This window comes from Enterobacter sp. PTB, from assembly GCF_051130085.1.
In the GTDB taxonomy this organism is placed as follows: domain Bacteria; phylum Pseudomonadota; class Gammaproteobacteria; order Enterobacterales; family Enterobacteriaceae; genus Enterobacter; species Enterobacter ludwigii.
In genome coordinates this window covers 92,074-113,193 of sequence record NZ_JBDKEE010000005.1, presented here as the reverse complement: position 1 = coordinate 113,193, position 21,120 = coordinate 92,074, and the positions used below count along the sequence as shown (strand labels likewise).

Below are 21,120 nucleotides of genomic sequence, written 5' to 3'. Positions count from 1 at the left end.
CCTTATACCGTCAGCACTACACAACTGTCCGCATCCCAGCACAGGCGCACTTCGTCGCCCCAGGTCGGCTGTCCCTTGCGATAACGATGTTCGTTCTGCAGCTGGGCGCTGAGCATCTGCCCGCTTTTCAGACGCACATGGTAGATGGAGAGGTCGCCCAGGTAAGCAATGTGCACCACTTCCCCGACGGCGAAGTTAAAGCCATCGGCCGGCGGATCTTCGCACAGCATGATCTTCTCCGGGCGGAGCGCGACATACACCGGCACGTTATCCACCACCGAGCTATCCGGATCGACCTTAAGCGGATGCTGCAGCCCCGGCGACTCGATTACCAGACCGTCATCCTCGCGCGATTTTAGCAGCCCTTCGAAAACGTTGACCGACCCGATGAACTCCGCGCTGTAGCGGGTGGTCGGATGCTCATAAATCTCTTCCGGCTCGCCAATCTGTACGAACTTACCGCGGTTCATGATCGCAATACGCCCGGCCATGGTCATCGCCTCTTCCTGGTCGTGGGTAACCATCACGCAGGTCACCCCCACGCGCTCAAGGATATCCACCACTTCCAGCTGCATACGGTCACGCAGTTTTTTATCCAGGGCACCCATCGGCTCATCGAGCAGCAGCAGCTTTGGCCGTTTCGCCAGGCTTCTGGCCAGCGCCACGCGCTGACGCTGGCCACCAGAGAGCTGATGCGGTTTACGCTTCGCGAACTCCTGCATGTGCACCAGGCTGAGCATCTCTGCCACGCGGGCGGTGATTTCGGCTTTCGGCAGTTTGTCCTGCTTAAGACCAAAGGCGATATTCTGCTCCACCGTCATATGGGGGAAGAGCGCGTAAGACTGGAACATCATGTTTATCGGGCGCTGATACGGCGGCACGCGGGAAAGATCGACACCATCCAGCATGATTTGCCCGGCGGTAGGCTGTTCAAAACCGGCCAGCATACGCAGCAGGGTCGATTTACCGCAGCCAGATGCGCCCAGAAGGGCAAAAATTTCACCTTTGTAGATAGTCAGGCTGACGTCGTCCACGGCATGCTGACCATCGAAAGATTTGGTGAGGTTACGAATTTCAAGAAGCGGGGTCAGCGCTTTACGGACTTTCGCCTGCGGGCGGGGGATCGCGTCATTCACGGGGTGCTCTCCGGCAGAAATCAAAACTGGTGCAAACGCACCATCAGGGTGCGCATCGTCGGGCGGCGCTCACGCCAGCCCGACCGACGGGTTTAGCAGGCCCGGTGAGCGTTTTCGCCACCGGGCAACCGTACCGGACGCCGTTATTTACCGCTTTTCACTTTGGTCCACGCACGGGTACGTACGCGGTCAATTTTTGGATCCTGAACTTTCAGGGTGAACAGCTTGGCAAACACATCCGCCGGCGGATAGATAGCCGGGTTATTGCGGATCTCTTCGCTGACCAGCGGCACAGAGGCCTTGTTGCCGTTAGCGTAGTAGACGTGATCGCTGATATGCGCGATAACTTCCGGACGCATCAGGTAGTTAAGGAACTGGTAAGCTTCGTCTTTGTTTTTCGCGTCAGCCGGCATGGCGAAGACGTCGAAGAACGCCAGCGCGCCCTCTTTCGGAATGAAGTAGGAAACATTCACGCCGTTTTTGGCTTCTTTGGCGCGGTTAGCCGCCTGCCATACGTCCCCTGCCCAGCCAATCGCCACGCAGATGTCGCCGTTTGCCAGGTCGTTGATGTACTGCGAGGAGTGGAAGTAACGAATGTTCGGACGCAGCTTCAGCAGCAGATCGGTTGCCGGGCCGGTGTAATCATCGGCCTTGCTGCTGTTAGGATCTTTGCCCAGGTAGTTCAGCACGGTGGCGAAAATCTCTTCTGGCGCATCCAGGAAAGAGACGCCGCAGCTTTTCAGCTTCTCAAGGTTTTCCGGCTTCAGCACCACGTCCCAGCTGTCGAGTTTGACATCTTTACCCAGCACCGCTTTGACTTTATCGACGTTATAGCCAATACCGGTGGTCGCCCACAGATACGGCATCGCGTATTTGTTGTCCGGGTCATGCTTGGCGACCAGTTTAAGCACTTCCGGATCGAGGTTTTTCCAGTTCGGTAATTTGCTCTTATCGAGCGGCTGGAAGACACCTGCCGTCAGCTGACGCTCAAGGAAGCTTGCGGAGGGTACCACCAGGTCAAAACCGGTACTGCCCGCCATCAGTTTCCCTTCCAGCACTTCGTTGGAATCGAAAACGTCATAGACCACTTTAATGCCGGTCTCTTTTTCGAAATTAGCGACGGTATCCGGCGCGATATAGTCAGACCAGTTATAAACGTGCAGCGTTTTTTGTTCCGCAGCGAGCGTGCCGGCAGAGACGGCCATCAGAGCACCCGCAACCAGACCCGATAACCATTTTTTATTCAAGGCGATCATATCGTTATTCCTTCTGAAAGCTCGTTAACAAACGAACTAAAACTGTGCAATCTGAAGATATGCAATAATCATGCATAGTTTGTCGCTCTGCACGAAATAAAAAGAAACCTCTTTACCCGGCAGGATCCGCTCGCTTTTTTAAGCATCGCAAGAATAACTGTAGCCCGTGTCTCCGGCTATAGCCCAGACGAAAAAACGCCTTTTATCAATTTTTTATGCAGGTTATGTCTACGTGATAAGCCGAAATGGCGTTTGGGGAGGTGAAAAATTCTTTAAAGAAAGGTTAAAAGCAGCAGAAAAAATGGCGTTATGCAGCCGCTATGGCAGCGACTGCGCAAAAGTCAGACAGGCTTAGTGAAGAAAATTGGGAGATGCATCATTATTCTCTGCATCATCTTCCGTGCTATACAGCAGATGGTGCGCATTCGCTTCCATCATTACCATCGAAATTTGCTCTTCACTCAAGCGCATAAACCAGGAGAACTGCTTGAATGAGAGGCCGGCACCGGAGAATAAAGACTGGCAAACGACCAGTTTTGGCAGATTATCATCCTGTATATCGAGAAATGCTTTCACCGTCAAAGAACTGGCGTTGATGGCCGACAGGTCAGAGGCCAGGGCCAGCAGCGCAGACGGTTTCACTTCGGCCAGCGCAGAGAAGAGGATCACGTCGTTAATGAGATCGATTTTGGCATCGAAAATACCATCGAAATTTTGCATATGAGGCAAATGCAGCGCCTGGCAGGAATCACATTCAAAGAAAGTGATTCCGGCATCATCGAGCCATTGACGTAACGTATCCAGTGTTGGAACGACCTGTAAATCCATCGCTGTGCAGCCTCTTTAATAAAAACTTCGCATAGAGTACGCAAAAAGTGCGCTGTAATCCATTTAACCGCCCGTTTTCAGACAGTAGCCCGGCGTTGCGTGGCGCTCGACCCATGAGATCATTTTACCCGCAATATCGACCCCGGTGGTTTTTTCCACCCCTTCCAGTCCCGGTGAGGCATTCACCTCCATCACCAACGGCCCGCGCGTCGCCCGCAGTAAATCAACACCCGCCACATCCAGCCCCAGCGTTTGCGCCGCCTTCACGGCAATCTCACGCTCGCGATCGCTGATATCCGCGACTCTCGCCACGCCGCCACGGTGCAGATTAGAGCGGAAGTCGCCCTCTTTTGCCTGGCGTTCGATGGCCGCAACCACCTCGTTACCGACAACAAAACAGCGAATGTCGCGCCCTTTGGCTTCTTCAATGTACTCCTGCACCAGAATATGGGCATTCAGCCCACGAAAGGCGTCAATCACGCTTTCCGCCGCCTGCCGCGTTTCGGCCAGCACCACACCGATGCCCTGAGTGCCTTCCACCAGCTTGATCACTAACGGCGCGCCACCCACCATATCGATTAAATCGCTGGTGTCGTCCGGTGAATGCGCAATGCCGGTAACCGGAAGATCGATTCCCTGCCGGGCAAGCAATTGCAGCGAACGGAGCTTATCGCGGGCCCGAGATATCGCAACGGATTCATTGAGCGGATAGCTGCCCAGCATCTCAAACTGGCGCAACGCGGCCGTGCCGTAATAGGTTATCTGGGAGCCGATGCGGGGGATAACCGCATCAAAATGCGGGAGCTTGCGGCCTTTGTAATGAATCGATGAGGCAGCAGGATCAATGTTCATATAGCAGGACATCGGATCGAGGATCTCAACCTGATGCCCCCGTTTTGCCGCCGCTTCTCGCAGGCGTTTACATGAATAGAGCGTTCCATCCCGGGACAAAATGGCAATTTTCACCCTGCACCTCTCTAAAGACATGGAAAAAGCCTGCGTATCATACACGCAGGCAGGCGCAGGATGAATGGGCTATCGTGTCGCCCAGCCCTGTTTGTGCAGATAGTCGAGAATAAACGGGCGATTCTCTTTAATGATGGTGCGACGAATGTGGTCACTCCAGGTATCGCGACGGTTATTGCTGTCGCGCGTCATGTAGTAGTGCGCCAGCTCTTCATCGTATTGCGCCAGCACATCCTGATCGACAGGCTGGTAGTGGTTTTCATGCACCAGCATCGCCGCAGGCAGGCGCGGCTTGAGGTCCGGGTTATCCGCAGGCCAGCCAAGGCACAGGCCAAACAGGGGCAGAACATGTTTTGGCAGCTTCAGCAGTTCGGTAACGCTTTCGATATTGTTACGCAGCCCGCCGATGTACACGCCGCCCAGCCCCAGCGATTCCGCCGCCGTGAACGCGTTTTGCGCCATCAGCGCGGTGTCCACGACGCCCAGCAGCAGCTGTTCGGCAAGGCCAAGCTCGGCTTGCGGGCAGATCTGCAGATGGCGGTTAAAATCGGCGCAGAACACCCAGAACTCGGCTGCCTGTGCCACATGCTTCTGTCCACCGGTGAGGGTCACCAGTTGTTCACGCATTGCCGGGTCGGTAATACGAATAATGGAGCTGCACTGCAGGAAGCTGGAGCTGGATGTCGCCCTTGCACTGTCAATAATGGCTTCACGCTGCGCCGTCGTTATCGGCTCGTCGGTGAAGTGGCGAATTGAACGATGGGAACGTAGCAGGTCTATGGTTGGCGTCATCTTGTCTCTCTTTGTCTTGCGTGAATCATATCGCAGCCAGTATAGGCAATGATGCGCGCGATGTAATTGGCGAAACATAGCTGAGAGGTATTATAACGACAGGCGAAACCTTCTTTAATGACGGCAGGTTATCGGGCAATATAGACCCATTCGCCGTCAGGCTTGTTTTCGAGGAGAGAGAAATGTTTGCAGTAATTTTTGGTCGTCCAGGGTGCCCTTACTGTGTGCGCGCGAAAGAGCTGGCTGAGAAACTGACCGAAGAGCGTGATGATTTTAACTTCCGTTATGTCGATATCCACGCGGAAGGGATCAGCAAAGCCGATCTGGAAAAAACCGTGGGTAAACCGGTTGAAACCGTACCGCAGATTTTCCTCGATCAGAAACACATCGGCGGTTGCACAGACTTTGAAGCATACGCTAAAGAGCATCTGGGCCTGTTTGCCGCTCAGTAATGCTAAGACGCCCTCACCCTGAGGGCGTTTTTATTTGTGCTGTCTGCGCCGGGCCAACATGCTATGAACAAACAAAAAGCATAGCGCTCCCAGTGCGCACCAGAAGACGCCACTCAGCAACCACGCCAGCTCCTGCCAGAAACTTCGCGTAGAAATATACAGTGACCGCATCAGCAGCAGACACAGCGGCGCTGCAAGTATTGCGCCCAGTAACGGTTTCACCACTTCCCCCCGGCGGGAGAGAAAACTGGCAGCAGCCCCTGGCAGGGTGAAAAAGAGCAACCCCAGCTCCGGATGACCCGACGCCCTGAACGCCCCCTTCACATTAAAAGCGAGGGACATGCAAACGACAATGAACAGCAAAAAGCAGCTGATCACCCCCGCCCAGTTTCGTTTAATGTTCAAACTATCCTCCTGACTTATCTCTATCAAATACACTTTCGTCGGGTAGACGCCCAGTCAGATAAAGCAATGCGGCAATCCTTGCCAAAGTACACACAGGGTGAAGCGATAATAGGTGGCTGTCAGTAGCTAATACGATTAAACTAACCGCCAGCTAATGTTTTAGGGAATAAAGCTGGAAACAGGGAGCGTTAAAGCCTTTCCCTGACCCAGAAAACAGTAGCCCAAAAAGTCCTTTCATTCAACAACTTACTGGTAAACAAGAAGTTAGCCTCCGTGAATATAAACGTCGCAGACTTGTTAAATGGGAATTACATCCTGTTATTATTTGTGGTACTGGCGCTGGGCCTTTGCCTGGGTAAATTGCGCCTTGGTTCGGTTCAACTTGGTAATTCCATTGGCGTTTTAGTCGTCTCACTATTATTAGGCCAGCAGCATTTCAGCATTAACACGGACGCGCTCAACTTAGGCTTTATGCTGTTTATTTTTTGTGTTGGTGTGGAAGCCGGGCCCAACTTTTTTTCAATTTTCTTCCGCGACGGCAAAAATTATCTGATGCTGGCGCTGGTCATGGTCGGCAGCGCGCTGCTGATCGCCTTAGGGCTGGGTAAACTGTTTGGCTGGGATATCGGGCTGACGGCCGGTATGCTCGCCGGCTCGATGACCTCCACGCCGGTGCTGGTGGGTGCAGGCGATACTCTGCGCCACTCCGGCATGGCCGGTGCGCAACTCTCTACCGCGCTCGACCACCTGAGCCTGGGCTATGCCCTGACCTATCTGATTGGTCTGGTGAGCCTGATTGTGGGCGCCCGCTACCTGCCAAAACTGCAGCACCAGGATTTGCAGACCAGCGCTCAGCAAATTGCCCGCGAACGCGGTCTGGACACTGACAGCAAGCGTAAAGTCTATCTGCCCGTGATTCGCGCCTACCGCGTTGGGCCAGAGCTGGTTGCATGGGCGGACGGGAAAAACCTCCGCGAGCTGGGGATTTACCGCCAGACAGGCTGCTATATCGAACGTATTCGCCGTAACGGCATTCTGGCAAACCCGGACGGCGACGCCGTGCTGCAGATGGGCGATGACATTGCCCTGGTCGGTTACCCGGATGCCCACGCCCGCCTCGACCCGAGCTTCCGCAACGGTAAAGAGGTGTTTGACCGCGATCTGCTCGACATGCGTATCGTCACCGAAGAGATTGTGGTGAAAAACCATAACGCCGTCGGCCGTCGTCTGGCACAGCTGAAGCTGACCGATCATGGTTGCTTCCTCAACCGCGTGATCCGCAGCCAGATTGAGATGCCAATTGACGACAACGTCGTGCTGAACAAAGGCGACGTTCTGCAGGTCAGCGGCGATGCACGACGCGTGAAAACCGTTGCGGACCGCATCGGCTTTATCTCTATTCACAGCCAGGTCACCGACCTGCTGGCCTTCTGCGCCTTCTTTATCGTTGGCCTGATGATCGGGATGATCACCTTCCAGTTCAGCAACTTTAGCTTTGGCATCGGTAACGCTGCCGGGCTGCTGTTCGCCGGCATCATGCTGGGCTTCCTGCGAGCGAACCACCCGACCTTCGGCTACATTCCGCAGGGGGCGCTCAATATGGTGAAAGAGTTTGGTCTGATGGTCTTTATGGCGGGTGTCGGCTTAAGCGCCGGTAGCGGCATTGGCCACAGCCTGGGTGCTGTTGGCTGGCAGATGTTGGTTTCCGGACTTATCGTCAGCCTGGTACCGGTAGTGATTTGCTTCCTGTTCGGTGCCTACGTGCTGCGCATGAACCGCGCCCTGCTCTTCGGGGCAATGATGGGGGCCCGTACCTGCGCCCCGGCAATGGAAATTATCAGTGATACCGCACGCAGCAATATTCCTGCGCTGGGCTATGCGGGCACCTACGCTATCGCTAACGTACTGCTTACGCTGGCGGGTACGCTGATCATCATCATCTGGCCTGGACTCGGATAACTCTTAAGTTCTGCGCACGACGAAAAAATTTTCGTTACGCGCAGAACTTTTTTATCAGGGGGCAGTCATAACTATTGCCACTGCTTTTCTTTGATGTCCCCAATTTGTGGAGCCCATCAACCCCGCCGTTTTGGTTCAAGGTTGATGGGTTTTTTGTTGCCTGAAATTCCCCTCTTCAACATTCCGCCTTCCCTCTTTCCATTCAAACATATATGCTTAACCATATATATAACCAACCGCAGGAAAGCCGATGCTACATCCGGTCCAACTTTTCAAAGCCCTCTCCGACGAGACCCGCCTGTCCATCGTCATGCTTCTGCGCGAAGCCGGGGAACTGTGCGTCTGCGATCTCTGTTCCGCCACGGCTGAATCACAGCCCAAGGTATCGCGCCATATGGCACTGCTGCGTGAATCCGGGCTGGTGAGCGATCGCCGGGAGGGGAAATGGGTTTATTACCGTTTGTCCCCCACTATGCCGGCATGGGCTGCCACCGTGATTGACAACAGTTGGAACTGCTTGCGGGAAGAGACCCGCGTAAAGCTGAAAAACCGTCTTCCGGGCGCGTGTTAAAACACATTCATAAAAACAGATATAACGGAGTTCACGATGTTTCTGGCTGGGGCAATTTTTCTGTTTACACTGGTGCTGGTCATCTGGCAGCCCAGAGGGTTAAGTATCGGCTGGAGCGCCACGATGGGTGCTGTACTGGCGCTGGTCAGCGGCGTGATCCACATTAACGATATTCCGGTGGTGTGGGATATTGTCTGGAACGCGACGGCCACGTTTATCGCCGTCATCATCATCAGCCTGCTGCTTGATGAGTCCGGATTTTTCGAGTGGGCGGCGCTGCACGTGGCCCGCTGGGGTAATGGCAAGGGCCGGTTGCTGTTTACGTATATCGTTCTGCTGGGTGCGGCCGTTGCGGCGCTTTTTGCCAACGACGGCGCGGCGCTTATCCTCACGCCCATCGTTATCGCCATGCTGCTCGCCCTCGGGTTCAGCAATCAGGCCACGCTGGCGTTTGTCATGGCGGCTGGATTTATCGCCGACACTGCCAGCCTGCCGCTGATCGTTTCGAACCTGGTCAATATCGTATCGGCAGACTTCTTCTCGCTGGGGTTCAGCGAATACGCCTCGGTGATGATCCCCGTGGATCTCGCCGCGATTGCGGCCACGCTGGTGATGCTGCACCTGTTCTTTCGAAAGGACATTCCGCCGACATACGACCTGTCAAAACTCCGCGAGCCTTCCCGCGCGATTAACGATCTTCCAACCTTCAGAACGGGCTGGATTGTTCTGTTACTGCTCCTTGTCGGGTTCTTTGTACTTGAACCGCTCGGCATTCCGGTCAGTGCTATCGCGACAGCAGGCGCGTTGATTTTGTTTGCCGTTGCAAAGCGCGGGCATGCCATTAATACGGGAAAAGTGCTTCGTGGCGCACCGTGGCAGATCGTTATCTTCTCGCTGGGGATGTACCTGGTGGTGTATGGCCTGCGCAATGCCGGGCTGACGGAGTATCTGTCAGGGGTACTCAATCTCCTTGCCGGGCATGGCCTGTGGGCCACCACGCTCGGTACCGGGTTCATCACGGCGTTCCTGTCATCCATAATGAACAATATGCCGACCGTCCTGATTGGGGCACTGTCTGTCGATGGCAGCACGGCATCGGGTGTGATTAAGGACGCGATGATTTATGCCAACGTGATTGGCTGCGACCTGGGTCCGAAGATCACGCCTATCGGCAGCCTGGCCACCCTGCTCTGGCTCCATGTCCTGGCGCAGAAAAACATGACGATCACCTGGGGCTATTATTTCCGGACAGGCATCATCATGACGTTGCCGGTTCTGTTTGTGACGCTCGCCGCGCTGGCGTTACGTCTCTCCTTCACACTGTAATGAGTAACGGATATGAGCCATATCACCATTTACCACAATCCAGCCTGCGGCACCTCGCGCAACACGCTGGAGATGATCCGCAACAGCGGCACTGAACCCGAAATTATTCTGTACCTTGAGAACCCACCGTCTCGTGATGAACTGACCAGACTGATTGCTGAGATGGGGATTTCCGTGCGGGATTTGCTGCGCAAAAATGTCGAACCTTATGAACAGCTGGGCCTCGCCGCGGACCGGTTTACCGACGACCAGCTTATCGATTCTATGCTGCAGCATCCGATCCTGATTAACCGTCCGATCGTGGTGACGCCGCTGGGCACTCGCCTGTGCCGCCCTTCCGAAGTCGTACTCGATATCCTGCCTGATGCACAGAAAGGGGCGTTTACGAAAGAAGATGGCGAAGCGGTGGTGAACGCCAGCGGAAAAAAAATCTCCGGCAGCTAATCTGCTGATAGTGATGCCGTAAGTCTTGTGAGCCACATACCCTGCCCCGTGGCGGAGTTGCATCCGCCGTCACCCGACCCATAATTTGATGGACCGGGCTGGTGAGGGGATGCAGGTATGAGTCTCAAAAATAAAACCGCCGTTATCTTTGGTGGCAGCGGCGCTATTGGCAGCGCCGCTGCGTACGCGCTCGCCCGTGAAGGGGCTACGGTCTACCTCGCGGCACGCGATCAGGCCAGGCTGGAGCACGTCGCTAACCGCATTCACGCCGCTGGCGGGTCAGCCCGGCTGTTTGTTTTCGATGCTCTCGATGCCGACGCGACGCTCCCGGACGTTACCGGCATTGATATCGTCGTGAATGCCACGGGCTTTATGCACGACCAGGGTAAACGCCTCGACGCATTAACGCTCAGTGAATTCAGACAGGGGTTCGACCCTTTTCTGGCCGCCTGTTTCAACATCGCCAAAGCTGTCGCACCCCGTATGGGCGGTGAGCGTGCCGGAACGCTTATCACCGTCGTTGCGCCGGCTGCAAATATGGCGATGCCGGGACATCTCGGGCATATCGTTGGCTGCGCGGGAACGGAAGCGTTAACCCGTGCGCTCGCGGCGGAGCTGGGGGCAAAGAATATTCGCGTCCTGTGCGTGCGTTCGCATGCGATAGCCGACGCGGTTCAGGCCGGTTCCTGTGTGGGTGACCTGTTCGCCATCAAGGCGCAGGCGATGGGTATCAGCGTGGAGCAGTTTCTGGAGGGCGCGGCACAGAGCACGATGCTGAATCGCCTGCCGACGCTGGAGCAGGTGGCAGACACCATCGCGTTTCTGGCGTCAGATGCAGCCGGTGCCATCACGGGAACAACGGTAAACATGACGGCCGGCGCGACCACAATCTAACGTCCGCTCTCGCCCGCTATCCTGCCGACCATCGCCCGGATCTCCTCCCGGGTGAGCGGGGCTCTGTCGGTCACAAAGTGCAGCGTCATCCCTTCGATAAAGGCATCCAGCGCGCGGGTGGTCACCGGGTCGAACCACTGCTCAAGCGTGGTCTGGCTCATCTTCATCCAGTCCTGCATTACCGTTTTGAGCGCCGCACTGCGGTGCATAAAGGCATAGAGCTGGTACATCAGCGCCATATTCTGCGGCGTCGTGACCTGCGAACTGTGGATCAGCGTGGTGATGGATTCGCACGCCATTTCTGGCCCGGTCACGCCGGCGAAGAAATCCCGATACTGCTGCGACATCTGCCGGGTAAACCACGTAAAGGCCTCTTCCAGCAGCGACTCCATACCGTCAAAATAATAGGTCATCGACCCCAGCGGCACGCCCGCGCAGGTGGCGATTTTCCGGTGCGTCACGGCATGAATACCGTGCTCTGCAATGGTGTCCAGGGTCGCCTGCAGGATCTTCTCCCGGCGTTGAGGATCGTTCGGTGCTCTGCTCATAAATTCCCCACGTGGTTTGTGTACAAATGTACACAAACTTGCTAGTGTTGTCGCTATTGTTGTACTTCCGGTGCTGACTTCAATGACTCTGACCTCCCCCCGTAGAACCCTGCAGCTGCGCATGTGGGCGCTGTTTATGTTCTTCTTTATTCCCGGTCTGCTGATGGCCTCATGGGCCACGCGTACCCCGGCCATTCGCGATATTTTATCCGTCTCAACGGCCGAGATGGGCATCGTGCTATTTGGCCTGTCGATAGGCTCCATGAGCGGTATTCTGTGCTCGGCGTGGCTTGTCAAACGCTTCGGTACACGGGCGGTCATCCGCACCACCATGTGCTGTGCCGTGTTCGGGATGCTGGTGCTAAGCGTGGCGCTGTGGTTTGCCTCGCCGGTGCTGTTTGCCCTTGGGCTGACGGTGTTTGGCGGCAGCTTCGGTGCCGCTGAAGTGGCCATTAACGTTGAAGGGGCAACGGTTGAACGGGAGATGAATAAAACCGTACTGCCGATGATGCATGGCTTTTACAGCCTTGGCACGCTGGCCGGTGCGGGTGTGGGGATGGCGCTGACGGCCTCGGGCGTCGCCGCGAACCTGCATATTCTGCTGGCCGCACTGGTATGTATTATCCCCATTCTGACCGGTATCCGGGCGATCCCTGACGGCACCGGCAAGAACACCTCTGAAGAACACGCCACCGCGGAAAAAGGGCTGCCGTTTTACCGCGACATTCAGCTGATGCTGATCGGCGTGGTGGTGCTGGCGATGGCCTTTGCGGAAGGGTCCGCTAACGACTGGCTGCCACTGCTGATGGTTGACGGCCACGGTTTTAGCCCAACTTCCGGCTCCCTGATCTACGCCGGTTTCACCCTCGGGATGACCGTCGGGCGCTTTACCGGCGGCTGGTTTATTGACCGCTACAGCCGCGTGGCGGTGGTGCGTGCCAGCGCCCTGCTGGGCGGGCTGGGGATTGCGATGATCATCTTTGTGGACGTGGACTGGATTGCCGGTGTGTCGGTGATCCTCTGGGGTCTGGGGGCTTCGCTTGGCTTCCCGCTCACCATTTCAGCCGCCAGCGACACTGGTCCGGATGCACCGACCCGCGTCAGCGTGGTGGCCACCACCGGCTACCTCGCCTTCCTGGTGGGGCCACCGCTGCTCGGCTTCCTCGGTGAGCACTACGGGCTGCGCAGCGCCATGCTGGTGGTGTTAGGGTTAGTGATCATCGCAGCGCTGGTAGCGCGCGCGGTCGCGAAGCCGGAAACGGAACAAACGACACTGGAGAAGGGATATGAGCGTTAAACTGATCGCCGTCGACATGGACGGCACGTTTCTGAGCGATGCCAAAACCTATAACCGCCCGCGTTTTCTGGCGCAATATGCACGAATGAAAGCGCAAGGCATTCGCTTTGCGGTTGCCAGCGGCAACCAGTACTACCAGCTGATTTCCTTTTTTCCGGAGATTGCCCATGAAATTGCGTTTGTCGCGGAAAATGGCGGCTGGGTGGTCAGCGCCGGGGAAGATGTCTTTAACGGTGAACTGTCGAAGACGCACTTCGACACCGTTGCCGCCGTGTTAAACGATGTGCCGGGCATTGAGATTATCGCCTGCGGAAAAAGCAGCGCTTATACGCTGAAGCACTATGACGACGGCTTTAAGGATATCGCGGCAAAGTACTACCACCGTCTCGAAATGGTGAGTGATTTCGGCAACCTGAACGATATTTTCTTCAAATTCGGGCTTAACGTCTCTGACGACGACATCCCGCGTATTCAGGCGATGCTGCACGAAAAGCTGAACGACATTATGGTGCCCGTCACGACCGGCCACGGCAGTATCGACCTCATCATCCCCGGGGTGCATAAAGCCAACGGTCTGCGAATACTGCAAAAGCGCTGGGGCATTGATGACAGCGAAGTGGTGGCTTTTGGCGATAGCGGGAACGACGTAGAAATGTTGCGCCAGTCAGGGTTCAGCTTTGCGATGGCAAACGCCAGGCCGCATATTAAGGCGGTGGCGCGCTTTGAAGCCCCGCACAATAACGACGAAGGCGTGCTGGATGTAATTGATAAGGTGTTGAACGGCGAAGCGCCGTTTCATTGACGCCACCATGGCCCTCTCCCGCCGGGAGAGGGAAAACAGCTTACGGCTGTAAAGCATTCCCGACGCGTTTATCCTTCAGGAACACCACGATAAGCCCAACCCACAGCACGCCGTTAGCCAGATTAAACAGGCTGAACAGACCGTTGCCGCCAAATGCGTAGGCGTGTTTGCTCACCTCGATTCCAACGGTGAAAATCAGCATTTGCAACATGCCCATCGCCGCTGACACCGTGCCTTTGCTCATCTCGCTGGCAAACAGCGTCAGGCGCACCAGCCCGGCATTCGCCACACCGATACCGAACGCGTAAACGCTTAATCCTGCGGTCATCCACAGATACGCATGGGACGACACCACTGTCGCGACCGCCGCCAGAACCAGCCCGGCAGCGATGGGCCAGCCGCCCATAATGATCAAGGCACGCACCGTACGACGGGATGTGAGACGCGCCAGCACCAGGTTACCGATAATCAGCGCGCCAAAAATCGGCACCTGCAGCAGGCCATACTCATAGCTGCTGAGCTGCTCGCCGCTGATGATAATGACCGGCGACTGGGCAATCCACGCCAGCAGAGGCAGGCTAACAAACCCCGTCGCCAGCGCGCCCGCCACAAAGCGGCCGTTCTTCAGCACTTCTTTGTAATCCCGGCCCAGCTCTTTTAGCGACAGTTTCTCACCCAGACGGGTAGCGGTTTCCGGCATCGCGCGGTGCAGGCCAAAGAAAGCGACGGCGGCCAGCACGGCAAACAGCACGAACATCCCTTCCCACGGCGCAACGTGTACCCAGGCAGCGCCCACCAGCGGCCCCAGCAGGGGCGCGATCAGCGCCACGTTCGCCATTAGCGCGGTAATCTTGATACACACCGCTTCCTCAAACGATTCCTGGATGGCGGCATACCCGACGGCACCGATAAAGCAGAGGCTCACCCCCTGCAGGAAGCGCAGCAGGGTAAATTGCTCAATATTTTGCGCCAGCAGCGTGGCGAGGCAGGTCACGATAAACCACACCACGCCCGTCAGCATCACCGGACGACGGCCAATACGATCCGACAGCGGCCCTAACAGCCACTGCAAAAACATGCCGCCAGCCAGATAGGCAGTCATGGAGGTCGGTACCCATTCGATCCCTGCGTTGTACTGTTCGACAACGGCCAGCATGCCGGGCTGGATCATATCGTTGCCGATGTAAGTAGAGAATTCGTAGAGCACCAGACATAAGGGGAAAAGCAATGCCTGACGACCCAGACGTGAACCAGAAGAAGAACGGTTTAACATGCAATCTCTTTATCGTGACAAAATCGCGACGAGTGTAATGAAATGCCCTGGCCCGAGATAGTGATTTATCCAGAAGAAACAGAAATAAAGCACATATCGTCTTTGTTTAAGGTTTCCTTAAGTTGACAGATTTATGATAGCCCCATTTCTCGTCAACGACTCCGGATTATGGCACCCACTTCCAGCCGTTCAGAATTGTCTAACTTACAGACAAATAAGACAAAACGACTTTACCGTCTACCACCCCGCTTTTATGGTTATCAGCTTTTAATACTGATAGCCCTTGCCGTGCTATTTACCTGGCTATCCCGCGATGAAACGCTCGACAGATGGATCACCGGTTTATGGTATGACGCGGCTGCACACCGTTTTCCACTGCAGCAAGACCACCTGCTGGACCTGCTGAACCATCGACTGGCGAAGTACATCGCCATCGCAGCAGGTGCTGTTGCGCTCATTTATGGCGCGTTCAGGCGCAATGCGAGACTGGTCACGGCCGCGCTGCTGATGGGGCTTGGCGCGCTGGTGGTTGGCGTACTGAAAAGCATAAGCCATCACAGCTGCCCGTGGGATCTGGTGGAGTATGGCGGTAAGGCCGTTTCTTATCCGCTGTTCAGTGCCGCTCCCGCTGACAGCGGTCCGGGGCGCTGTTTCCCCGGCGGTCATGCCTCCAGCGGCTTTATGGTGATGGGACTGTTCTTTGCCTTCTGGCGCGAGCGTCCGCGTCTTGCCTGGTGCTTCGTCGTGCTGGGCGCCGCTTTAGGTCTGGCGATGGGTTACGGCCAGGTCATGCGCGGGGCGCATTTTTTCTCTCACAACCTGTGGGCTGGGTGGTGGGTCTGGTTTTCCCAGTTGGTGGTCTACGGTCTGGTCTCCACCTGGTTTGCTAAAGAGTGACAACGCTATGTTAGAGAATTTGAATTACCAGCTGTTTTATCTCATCAACGCCACTCCGGCCTCGCCAGAGTGGATGATTGATTTCGCCACCTTCCTGGCAAAAGATCTGATCAGTATCGTGCCGGTGCTGGCGGCGATCCTCTGGCTGTGGGGGCCGAGAAGCCAGGTGAAGGCGCAGCGTCAGCTGGTAATTAAGATGGCGATGGCCCTCGGGATCAGCGTGCTGGTCAGCTACATTCTGGGCCTGACGTTCCCGCACGACCGCCCATTCGTCGACCACGCGGGGTATACCTTCCTGCACCATGCTCCGGATGACTCGTTCCCAAGCGATCACGGGACGGTTATCTTTACCTTCGCGCTGGCCTTCCTGTTCTGGCATCGTCTGTGGTCGGGTGCGGTGCTGATGGTGGTGGCCGGGGCTATCGCCTGGTCTCGCGTTTATCTCGGCGTCCACTGGCCGCTGGATATGGTGGGGGGGTTGCTGGTCGGTCTCATCGGCTGCGTCAGCGCAGCGATCCTGTGGAATCTCTTCGGTGAAGCGCTCTACCGCGGCCTGTCTTATCTGTATCGCACCCTTTTTGCTATCCCGATCCGCAAAGGCTGGATACGTGACTAACCCCAGCCTGACAGGTTACACTTGAACCCCCGCCCTGCGGGGGTTCACTTTTTTATCCCGAGGAACTATGGAAACACGTCGCGATGACCGCATTGCTCAGCTGATACAGGCGCTGAAGCGCAGTGATAAGCTTCATCTTAAAGAAGCCGCCAGTCTCCTCGGGGTCTCTGAGATGACCATTCGCCGGGATCTGAACAGCGAGAGCGCGCCTGTCGTGCTGCTGGGCGGGTACATTGTGCTTGAGCCGCGTAGCGCCAGCCATTATCTGATCAGCGACCAAAAGACGCGCCTGGTGGAAGAGAAACGCAAAGCCGCCCGGCTTGCGGCCTCGCTGGTGCAACCGCATCAGACGCTGTTTTTTGACTGCGGCACCACCACGCCGTGGATAATCGAAGCGATCGACAGCAGCATCCCGTTTACGGCGGTGTGTTACTCGCTGAATACCTTTCTGGCACTGCAGGAGAAACCCGAGTGCCGGGTGATCCTCTGTGGCGGTGAGTTTCACGCCAGCAACGCCATCTTTAAGCCGCTGAATCTGCAGGATACGCTCAGCAACGTATGTCCGGATATCGCGTTTTATTCCGCAGCAGGAGTCACTGTCCGTCAGGGAGCAACCTGCTTTAACCTGGAAGAGTTGCCGGTCAAGCACTGGGCATTAAGCGCCGCGCAGTACCATGTGCTGGTGGTCGATCACAGCAAGTTTGGCAAGGTTCGTCCGGCAAGAATGGGTGAGTTATCGCGCTTTGACGCCATCGTCAGCGATTGCCGTCCGGATGAAGAGACCGTGGCCTACGCGAAAGCGCAGCAGGTGAAGTTGATGTACTGAGTCAGGTGCAGAGGTCATGCCGGGTGGCGCGATGCCACCCGACAATGGAGGCTTAACTGAACCAGCTGCCAAACCATCCGTGGAATTTCATCATGACGAAGTCCCACATCCGGCTAAAGAAACCGCCCTCTTCTACCGCTTCCATCACAATCAGCGGACGCTGTTCAATCGATTTGCCATTAAGCTGGAAATCAATCGTCCCGACCACCTGGCCTTTTTTCAGCGGCGCGGTGAGCTGGCTGTCGGTCAGGGTGTAGCTGGCTTTCAGGTTTTTCAGCTGACCACGAGGAATGGTCACCGACCCGCCTTCACCCGCCCCCAGGTTCACTTCACTCTTGTCACCAAACCAGACGCGCTGGCTGATGAACGTGGCATCCGGTTTAATTGGCGTGACGGTTTCATAGAAGCGGAAACCCCAGGTCAGCAATTTTTCTGATTCATTAAAACGAATGCGGTCGGTTTTGGTGCCCAGCACGACCGAGATCAGGCGCATATCGCCCTGAGTTGCGGAAGCGACCAGGTTATAACCCGCGCCGGCCGTGGTGCCGGTCTTCATACCGTCGACGTTGACGTTACTGCTCCACAGCAGACGGTTACGGTTCGGCTGGCGGATTTTATTGAAGGTAAACTCTTTCTCTTTGTGGATGGCATATTCATCCGGCACGTCGTGGATCAGCGCTTTGCCTAACAGCGCCATGTCGCGCGCGGTACTGAACTGACCCGGCGCATCCAGGCCGTGCACGGTTTTAAATGTGGTATTGGTCAGGCCCAGTTTTTGCGCATAGCCGTTCATCAGGCCAATAAAGGAGTCCTGGCTGCCCGCAACGTAATCGGCCAGCGCAATACAGGCATCGTTACCGGACTGGATAATGACCCCTTTATTCAAATCAGACACTGACACCTGATCGCCGGGTTTGAGGAACATCACCGATGACCCACGCAGCGCCGGGTTACCGGTCGCCCAGGCGTCCTTCCCGATGGTGACCATATCGTCAAGCTTGATTTTACCCGCTTTCAGCGCCTGACCCACCACATAGCTGGTCATGATTTTCGTCAGGCTTGCCGGGTCAAGTTTCTCATCCGCATTGCCTTCCGCCAGCACTTTACCACTGGAATAATCCATCAGGATCCAGGCGCGCGCATCCACAGGCGGCGCTTCGGGCGCAGCCTGTTCCGCTGCGTAGAGAGTTGGTACAAACAGGAAAAGGAGCGCAGAGCCTGCCGCCAGGCTGCGCAGAGAAGTCATTTTTCGCGTCATAAATGCCACCCGAGTGTCCATTCAAAAATTACGTCACATCACCGTGTCGCAAGAAGCGATGAGTAATAGCGCACTAAAACGGTTAAAGAAACCTAACCAAGGTAAAGTTATTAAAGTTTATGCAATAACATTCAGATACGCTTTGATTCAGGCGATTTTTTTGTCTTCTGTTGCGTAATTGTTAGGTTTATCTCACCATGGCAAATCGCTGGCGTTGATTCACATCTCAGGTTGTTTGACTATTTCGGGAGTTTCTATGATTACGCTGTGGGGCAGGAACAATTCAACCAACGTTAAGAAAGTCCTCTGGACACTGGAGGAGCTGGATTTACCGTTTAAGCAGGTGATGGCAGGTTTGCAGTTTGGGGTAAATAAAGATGCCGACTATCTGGCCATGAACCCAAACGGTCTGGTGCCCTTGCTGCGCGACGAAGAGACCGACGTGACGCTGTGGGAGTCCAACACCATCGTGCGTTACCTCGCGGCACAGTATGGTCAGAGCCGCCTGTGGGTGGACAATCCGGCCCAACGCGCTCAGGGTGAAAAGTGGATGGACTGGGCAAACCAGACGCTCTCCCCCGCACACCGCGTGATCCTGATGGGGCTTGTCAGAACCCCCGAAGCTGACCGCGACTATCCTGCCATTCATGCAGCCCAGGACACCTGTGAAAACCTGTTTGCGATGATGGACGACGAACTGGCGAAGCATCCGTGGTTCTCAGGCGAACGCTTCGGCGTAGGCGATATTGCCGTTGCGCCCTTCATCTGGAACCTGACCAACATTGACGTTACCTGGACGCCGCGCCCGCATCTTGAGCGCTGGCTGAAGCAACTGAGCGAGCGCCCGGCATACCGTCACGTGGTGATGATCCCGGTGACGTGATTACGATCCGGACGGGCTGACTTTCAACAGTTGCCCGTCCGTCTCATCGGTCAGGACATACAGATACCCATCCGGCCCCACCCGCACATCGCGAATGCGCTGGTCTCTGTCACCTAAAATTCGCCCCTTCTCGGTGACCGTGTTGCCCTCCACGCTCAGCACGATAACGTCTTTCTCCTTCAGCGCCCCGACAAACAGCGTGTTTTTCCACTGCGGGAATACGTCACTGTTGTAAAACGCCATCCCGCTCACGGCGGGGGACACTTTCCAGACAAACAGCGGCTTTTCCGTTCCCTCGACGTGCTCGCCCTGGGCTTCCGGGATCTTCAGACCGCTGTAGTTAATACCGTGCGTCGCCAGCGGCCAGCCGTAATTTTTGCCTTTCTCCGGGATATTGATTTCATCCCCGCCGCGCGGGCCGTGCTCGTTAAGCCATAGCGTGTCGCTCCAGGGGTTCATCGCCATCCCCTGCGGATTACGAATGCCGTAAGACCAGATTTCAGGCCGTGCGCCGGGAGTGTTCACAAACGGGTTATCGGCAGGCACTTTGCCGTCCTCCGTCAGGCGCACAACTTTGCCCTGCAGTTTATCCAGATCCTGCGCCGTCGGACGCTGGTTGTTCTCGCCCAGACCAATAAACAGATGGCCTTTGCCGTCGAAGACCAGTCGGCCACCGAAATGGTTACCGGTGGACAGTTTCGGCATCTGACGGAAGACCACCTGGAAACCGTCAATTCGGGAGAGATCATCGCTTAAGCGGCCATAGCCAACCGCCGTTCCCGCTTTGCCGTCATTCCCCGCCTCGGCATAGCTCAGCCAGACGCGGCGCGATTTTTCAAAATCCGGGGCGAGTGCCACGTCCAGCAACCCGCCCTGGCCGTTTGCCCAGACCTTGGGTACGCCGACGATCGGGTCGGAAAGCCCTTTTCCGGCCTGCCAGTGCTTTAACTGGCCTCCCTTAAGGGTCACCAGCAGCCCTTTATTGTCCGGCAGGAACGCCATCGACCAGGGATGATCGAGCCGGTTTTGCACAACGTCGACTTTTACCGCGTCAGGGGCGGCGAGGAGAGAAATCGGGAAAAATAACGCAGGCAGGAAAATCAGCGAAGATCGATGCATAACGCGCTCCTTTATCGGTTTATGGCATAAAGGTTAGCCACTGGGTCCGGGCACGTTATCACTTTTACAAAAGCTTAATCAGAAGGGGGAGTTGCCTCCCCCGGTGTCAGTGTTGTTCAAGCGTCTCGTGCTTGTTCAGACACATGATGCATAGAGAGAGCGTGGTCAGGCAGTTTTCAAGCTTCTCCGCGTTAACAGCGATAAAATTCGGGCAGTCGTGGCGTCCGTTCATCAAACATACCCCTGCAATGGAGAGCACCTCGGCGGCGCGGCGCAGCGCAACGAGTTCGCTTTCGGCGTATTCCGCTTTCAGGACGGGTGCTTTTTCACGCATGAAGTTGCAAAGTTCAAAGAGATTATCACGCAGATGTTCGCTTTCGCTGACTGACATATACCCTTTTGCCTTCCTCAACTGCAGGTACGCGGCAAGGTCGATTCGGGCATTGATCAGCTTGTTAAGCAGATCGCGTTTCAGTCTGTCAACGGACATGCTCTTTCCTCCTCTGTCAGCCATTGTGCACATTCAGAATAAGGTTATTTTTTGTACAGTTTAATGCCTGAGATCAATAATT

Annotated in this window: 23 protein-coding genes; 12 read left to right on the top strand and 11 right to left on the bottom strand. The window is 55.9% G+C overall.

The window, feature by feature from the left end; genetic code table 11:
* Nucleotides 1-2: 2 nt before the first annotated feature.
* The 5 genes from potG to nfsA form a co-directional block, all read right to left on the bottom strand.
* Nucleotides 3-1,136 carry a putrescine ABC transporter ATP-binding subunit PotG gene (gene potG, locus AAIR21_RS08260; RefSeq protein ID WP_020884870.1) on the bottom strand — a complete coding sequence of 378 codons (1,134 nt, stop codon included), beginning with the start codon at nt 1,134-1,136 and terminating at the stop codon, nt 3-5.
* A gap of 143 nt (nt 1,137-1,279) precedes the next feature.
* Nucleotides 1,280-2,392: a spermidine/putrescine ABC transporter substrate-binding protein PotF gene (gene potF / locus AAIR21_RS08255; protein ID WP_014169310.1), complete on the bottom strand. Its 1,113-nt coding sequence runs from the start codon at nt 2,390-2,392 to the stop codon at nt 1,280-1,282.
* A gap of 351 nt (nt 2,393-2,743) precedes the next feature.
* Complete coding sequence (locus AAIR21_RS08250) at nt 2,744-3,220, bottom strand: YbjN domain-containing protein (RefSeq protein WP_020884871.1); 477 nt, start codon at nt 3,218-3,220, stop codon at nt 2,744-2,746.
* A gap of 63 nt (nt 3,221-3,283) precedes the next feature.
* Nucleotides 3,284-4,186: a 30S ribosomal protein S6--L-glutamate ligase gene (rimK, locus tag AAIR21_RS08245; protein WP_020884872.1), complete on the bottom strand. Its 903-nt coding sequence runs from the start codon at nt 4,184-4,186 to the stop codon at nt 3,284-3,286.
* A gap of 69 nt (nt 4,187-4,255) precedes the next feature.
* Nucleotides 4,256-4,978, bottom strand: coding sequence for a nitroreductase NfsA (nfsA, locus tag AAIR21_RS08240; RefSeq protein WP_020884873.1), 723 nt, complete (start codon nt 4,976-4,978; stop codon nt 4,256-4,258).
* A gap of 182 nt (nt 4,979-5,160) precedes the next feature.
* On the opposite strand from nfsA, the gene AAIR21_RS08235 reads away from it, so the two are divergent.
* On the top strand, nt 5,161-5,430 hold the full coding sequence (locus AAIR21_RS08235; protein WP_014169305.1) for a GrxA family glutaredoxin: 270 nt from the start codon (nt 5,161-5,163) through the stop codon (nt 5,428-5,430).
* A gap of 30 nt (nt 5,431-5,460) precedes the next feature.
* Here the strand turns inward: AAIR21_RS08235 and AAIR21_RS08230 are convergent, their stop codons facing one another.
* Nucleotides 5,461-5,835 (bottom strand): inner membrane protein YbjM, encoded by a 375-nt coding sequence (locus AAIR21_RS08230; RefSeq protein WP_020884874.1) that lies wholly within the window; start codon nt 5,833-5,835, stop codon nt 5,461-5,463.
* A gap of 273 nt (nt 5,836-6,108) precedes the next feature.
* Between AAIR21_RS08230 and AAIR21_RS08225 the strand changes: the two genes are divergently transcribed.
* From AAIR21_RS08225 to AAIR21_RS08205, 5 genes are all read left to right on the top strand, one after another.
* Nucleotides 6,109-7,794 (top strand): aspartate:alanine antiporter, encoded by a 1,686-nt coding sequence (locus AAIR21_RS08225; RefSeq protein WP_014169303.1) that lies wholly within the window; start codon nt 6,109-6,111, stop codon nt 7,792-7,794.
* Nucleotides 7,795-8,044: 250 nt separating this feature from the next.
* Nucleotides 8,045-8,365 carry a metalloregulator ArsR/SmtB family transcription factor gene (locus AAIR21_RS08220; RefSeq protein ID WP_079231239.1) on the top strand — a complete coding sequence of 107 codons (321 nt, stop codon included), beginning with the start codon at nt 8,045-8,047 and terminating at the stop codon, nt 8,363-8,365.
* 36 nt (nt 8,366-8,401) lie between these two features.
* Entirely contained in the window at nt 8,402-9,691 is a 1,290-nt protein-coding gene (locus AAIR21_RS08215; protein ID WP_020884876.1) for an arsenic transporter, read from the top strand.
* 12 nt (nt 9,692-9,703) lie between these two features.
* Nucleotides 9,704-10,135 (top strand): glutaredoxin-dependent arsenate reductase, encoded by a 432-nt coding sequence (gene arsC / locus AAIR21_RS08210; RefSeq protein WP_020884877.1) that lies wholly within the window; start codon nt 9,704-9,706, stop codon nt 10,133-10,135.
* Nucleotides 10,136-10,252: 117 nt separating this feature from the next.
* Nucleotides 10,253-11,029, top strand: coding sequence for an SDR family NAD(P)-dependent oxidoreductase (locus AAIR21_RS08205; protein ID WP_020884878.1), 777 nt, complete (start codon nt 10,253-10,255; stop codon nt 11,027-11,029).
* Here AAIR21_RS08205 and AAIR21_RS08200 read toward each other — a convergent pair.
* On the bottom strand, nt 11,026-11,577 hold the full coding sequence (locus tag AAIR21_RS08200) for a TetR/AcrR family transcriptional regulator (RefSeq protein ID WP_020884879.1): 552 nt from the start codon (nt 11,575-11,577) through the stop codon (nt 11,026-11,028). The genes AAIR21_RS08205 and AAIR21_RS08200 overlap by 4 nt on opposite strands.
* Before the next feature lie 82 nt (nt 11,578-11,659).
* Here AAIR21_RS08200 and AAIR21_RS08195 point away from each other — a divergent pair, with 82 nt between their 5' ends.
* Nucleotides 11,660-12,874: an MFS transporter gene (locus AAIR21_RS08195; protein ID WP_020884880.1), complete on the top strand. Its 1,215-nt coding sequence runs from the start codon at nt 11,660-11,662 to the stop codon at nt 12,872-12,874.
* Complete coding sequence (locus tag AAIR21_RS08190; RefSeq protein WP_020884881.1) at nt 12,864-13,676, top strand: Cof-type HAD-IIB family hydrolase; 813 nt, start codon at nt 12,864-12,866, stop codon at nt 13,674-13,676. The genes AAIR21_RS08195 and AAIR21_RS08190 overlap by 11 nt, the downstream gene beginning before the upstream one ends.
* A gap of 40 nt (nt 13,677-13,716) precedes the next feature.
* Here the strand turns inward: AAIR21_RS08190 and AAIR21_RS08185 are convergent, their stop codons facing one another.
* The gene (locus tag AAIR21_RS08185; protein ID WP_014169295.1) at nt 13,717-14,949 is read right to left on the bottom strand and encodes an MFS transporter; all 1,233 of its coding nucleotides are present in this window, start codon (nt 14,947-14,949) and stop codon (nt 13,717-13,719) included.
* Between the two features lie 168 nt (nt 14,950-15,117).
* Here AAIR21_RS08185 and AAIR21_RS08180 point away from each other — a divergent pair, with 168 nt between their 5' ends.
* The 3 genes from AAIR21_RS08180 to deoR all read left to right on the top strand — a co-directional run bounded on the left by AAIR21_RS08180 (nt 15,118) and on the right by deoR (nt 17,288).
* Nucleotides 15,118-15,846, top strand: a complete 729-nt coding sequence (locus AAIR21_RS08180) for a phosphatase PAP2 family protein (RefSeq protein WP_020884882.1) — start codon at nt 15,118-15,120, stop codon at nt 15,844-15,846.
* Nucleotides 15,847-15,853: 7 nt separating this feature from the next.
* The gene (ybjG, locus tag AAIR21_RS08175) at nt 15,854-16,462 is read left to right on the top strand and encodes an undecaprenyl-diphosphate phosphatase (RefSeq protein ID WP_020884883.1); all 609 of its coding nucleotides are present in this window, start codon (nt 15,854-15,856) and stop codon (nt 16,460-16,462) included.
* A gap of 67 nt (nt 16,463-16,529) precedes the next feature.
* On the top strand, nt 16,530-17,288 hold the full coding sequence (gene deoR, locus AAIR21_RS08170; protein WP_014169292.1) for a DNA-binding transcriptional repressor DeoR: 759 nt from the start codon (nt 16,530-16,532) through the stop codon (nt 17,286-17,288).
* Between the two features lie 52 nt (nt 17,289-17,340).
* On the opposite strand, the gene dacC is transcribed toward deoR, so the two are convergent.
* Entirely contained in the window at nt 17,341-18,546 is a 1,206-nt protein-coding gene (gene dacC, locus AAIR21_RS08165) for a serine-type D-Ala-D-Ala carboxypeptidase (RefSeq protein ID WP_020884884.1), read from the bottom strand.
* Between the two features lie 256 nt (nt 18,547-18,802).
* Here dacC and AAIR21_RS08160 point away from each other — a divergent pair, with 256 nt between their 5' ends.
* Nucleotides 18,803-19,429 carry a glutathione S-transferase family protein gene (locus tag AAIR21_RS08160; RefSeq protein ID WP_020884885.1) on the top strand — a complete coding sequence of 209 codons (627 nt, stop codon included), beginning with the start codon at nt 18,803-18,805 and terminating at the stop codon, nt 19,427-19,429.
* Here the strand turns inward: AAIR21_RS08160 and AAIR21_RS08155 are convergent, their stop codons facing one another.
* Nucleotides 19,430-20,548 (bottom strand): PQQ-dependent sugar dehydrogenase, encoded by a 1,119-nt coding sequence (locus AAIR21_RS08155; RefSeq protein ID WP_020884886.1) that lies wholly within the window; start codon nt 20,546-20,548, stop codon nt 19,430-19,432. It lies immediately after the preceding gene.
* Nucleotides 20,549-20,654: 106 nt separating this feature from the next.
* On the bottom strand, nt 20,655-21,038 hold the full coding sequence (gene bssR, locus AAIR21_RS08150; RefSeq protein WP_020884887.1) for a biofilm formation regulator BssR: 384 nt from the start codon (nt 21,036-21,038) through the stop codon (nt 20,655-20,657).
* Nucleotides 21,039-21,120: the final 82 nt, after the last annotated feature.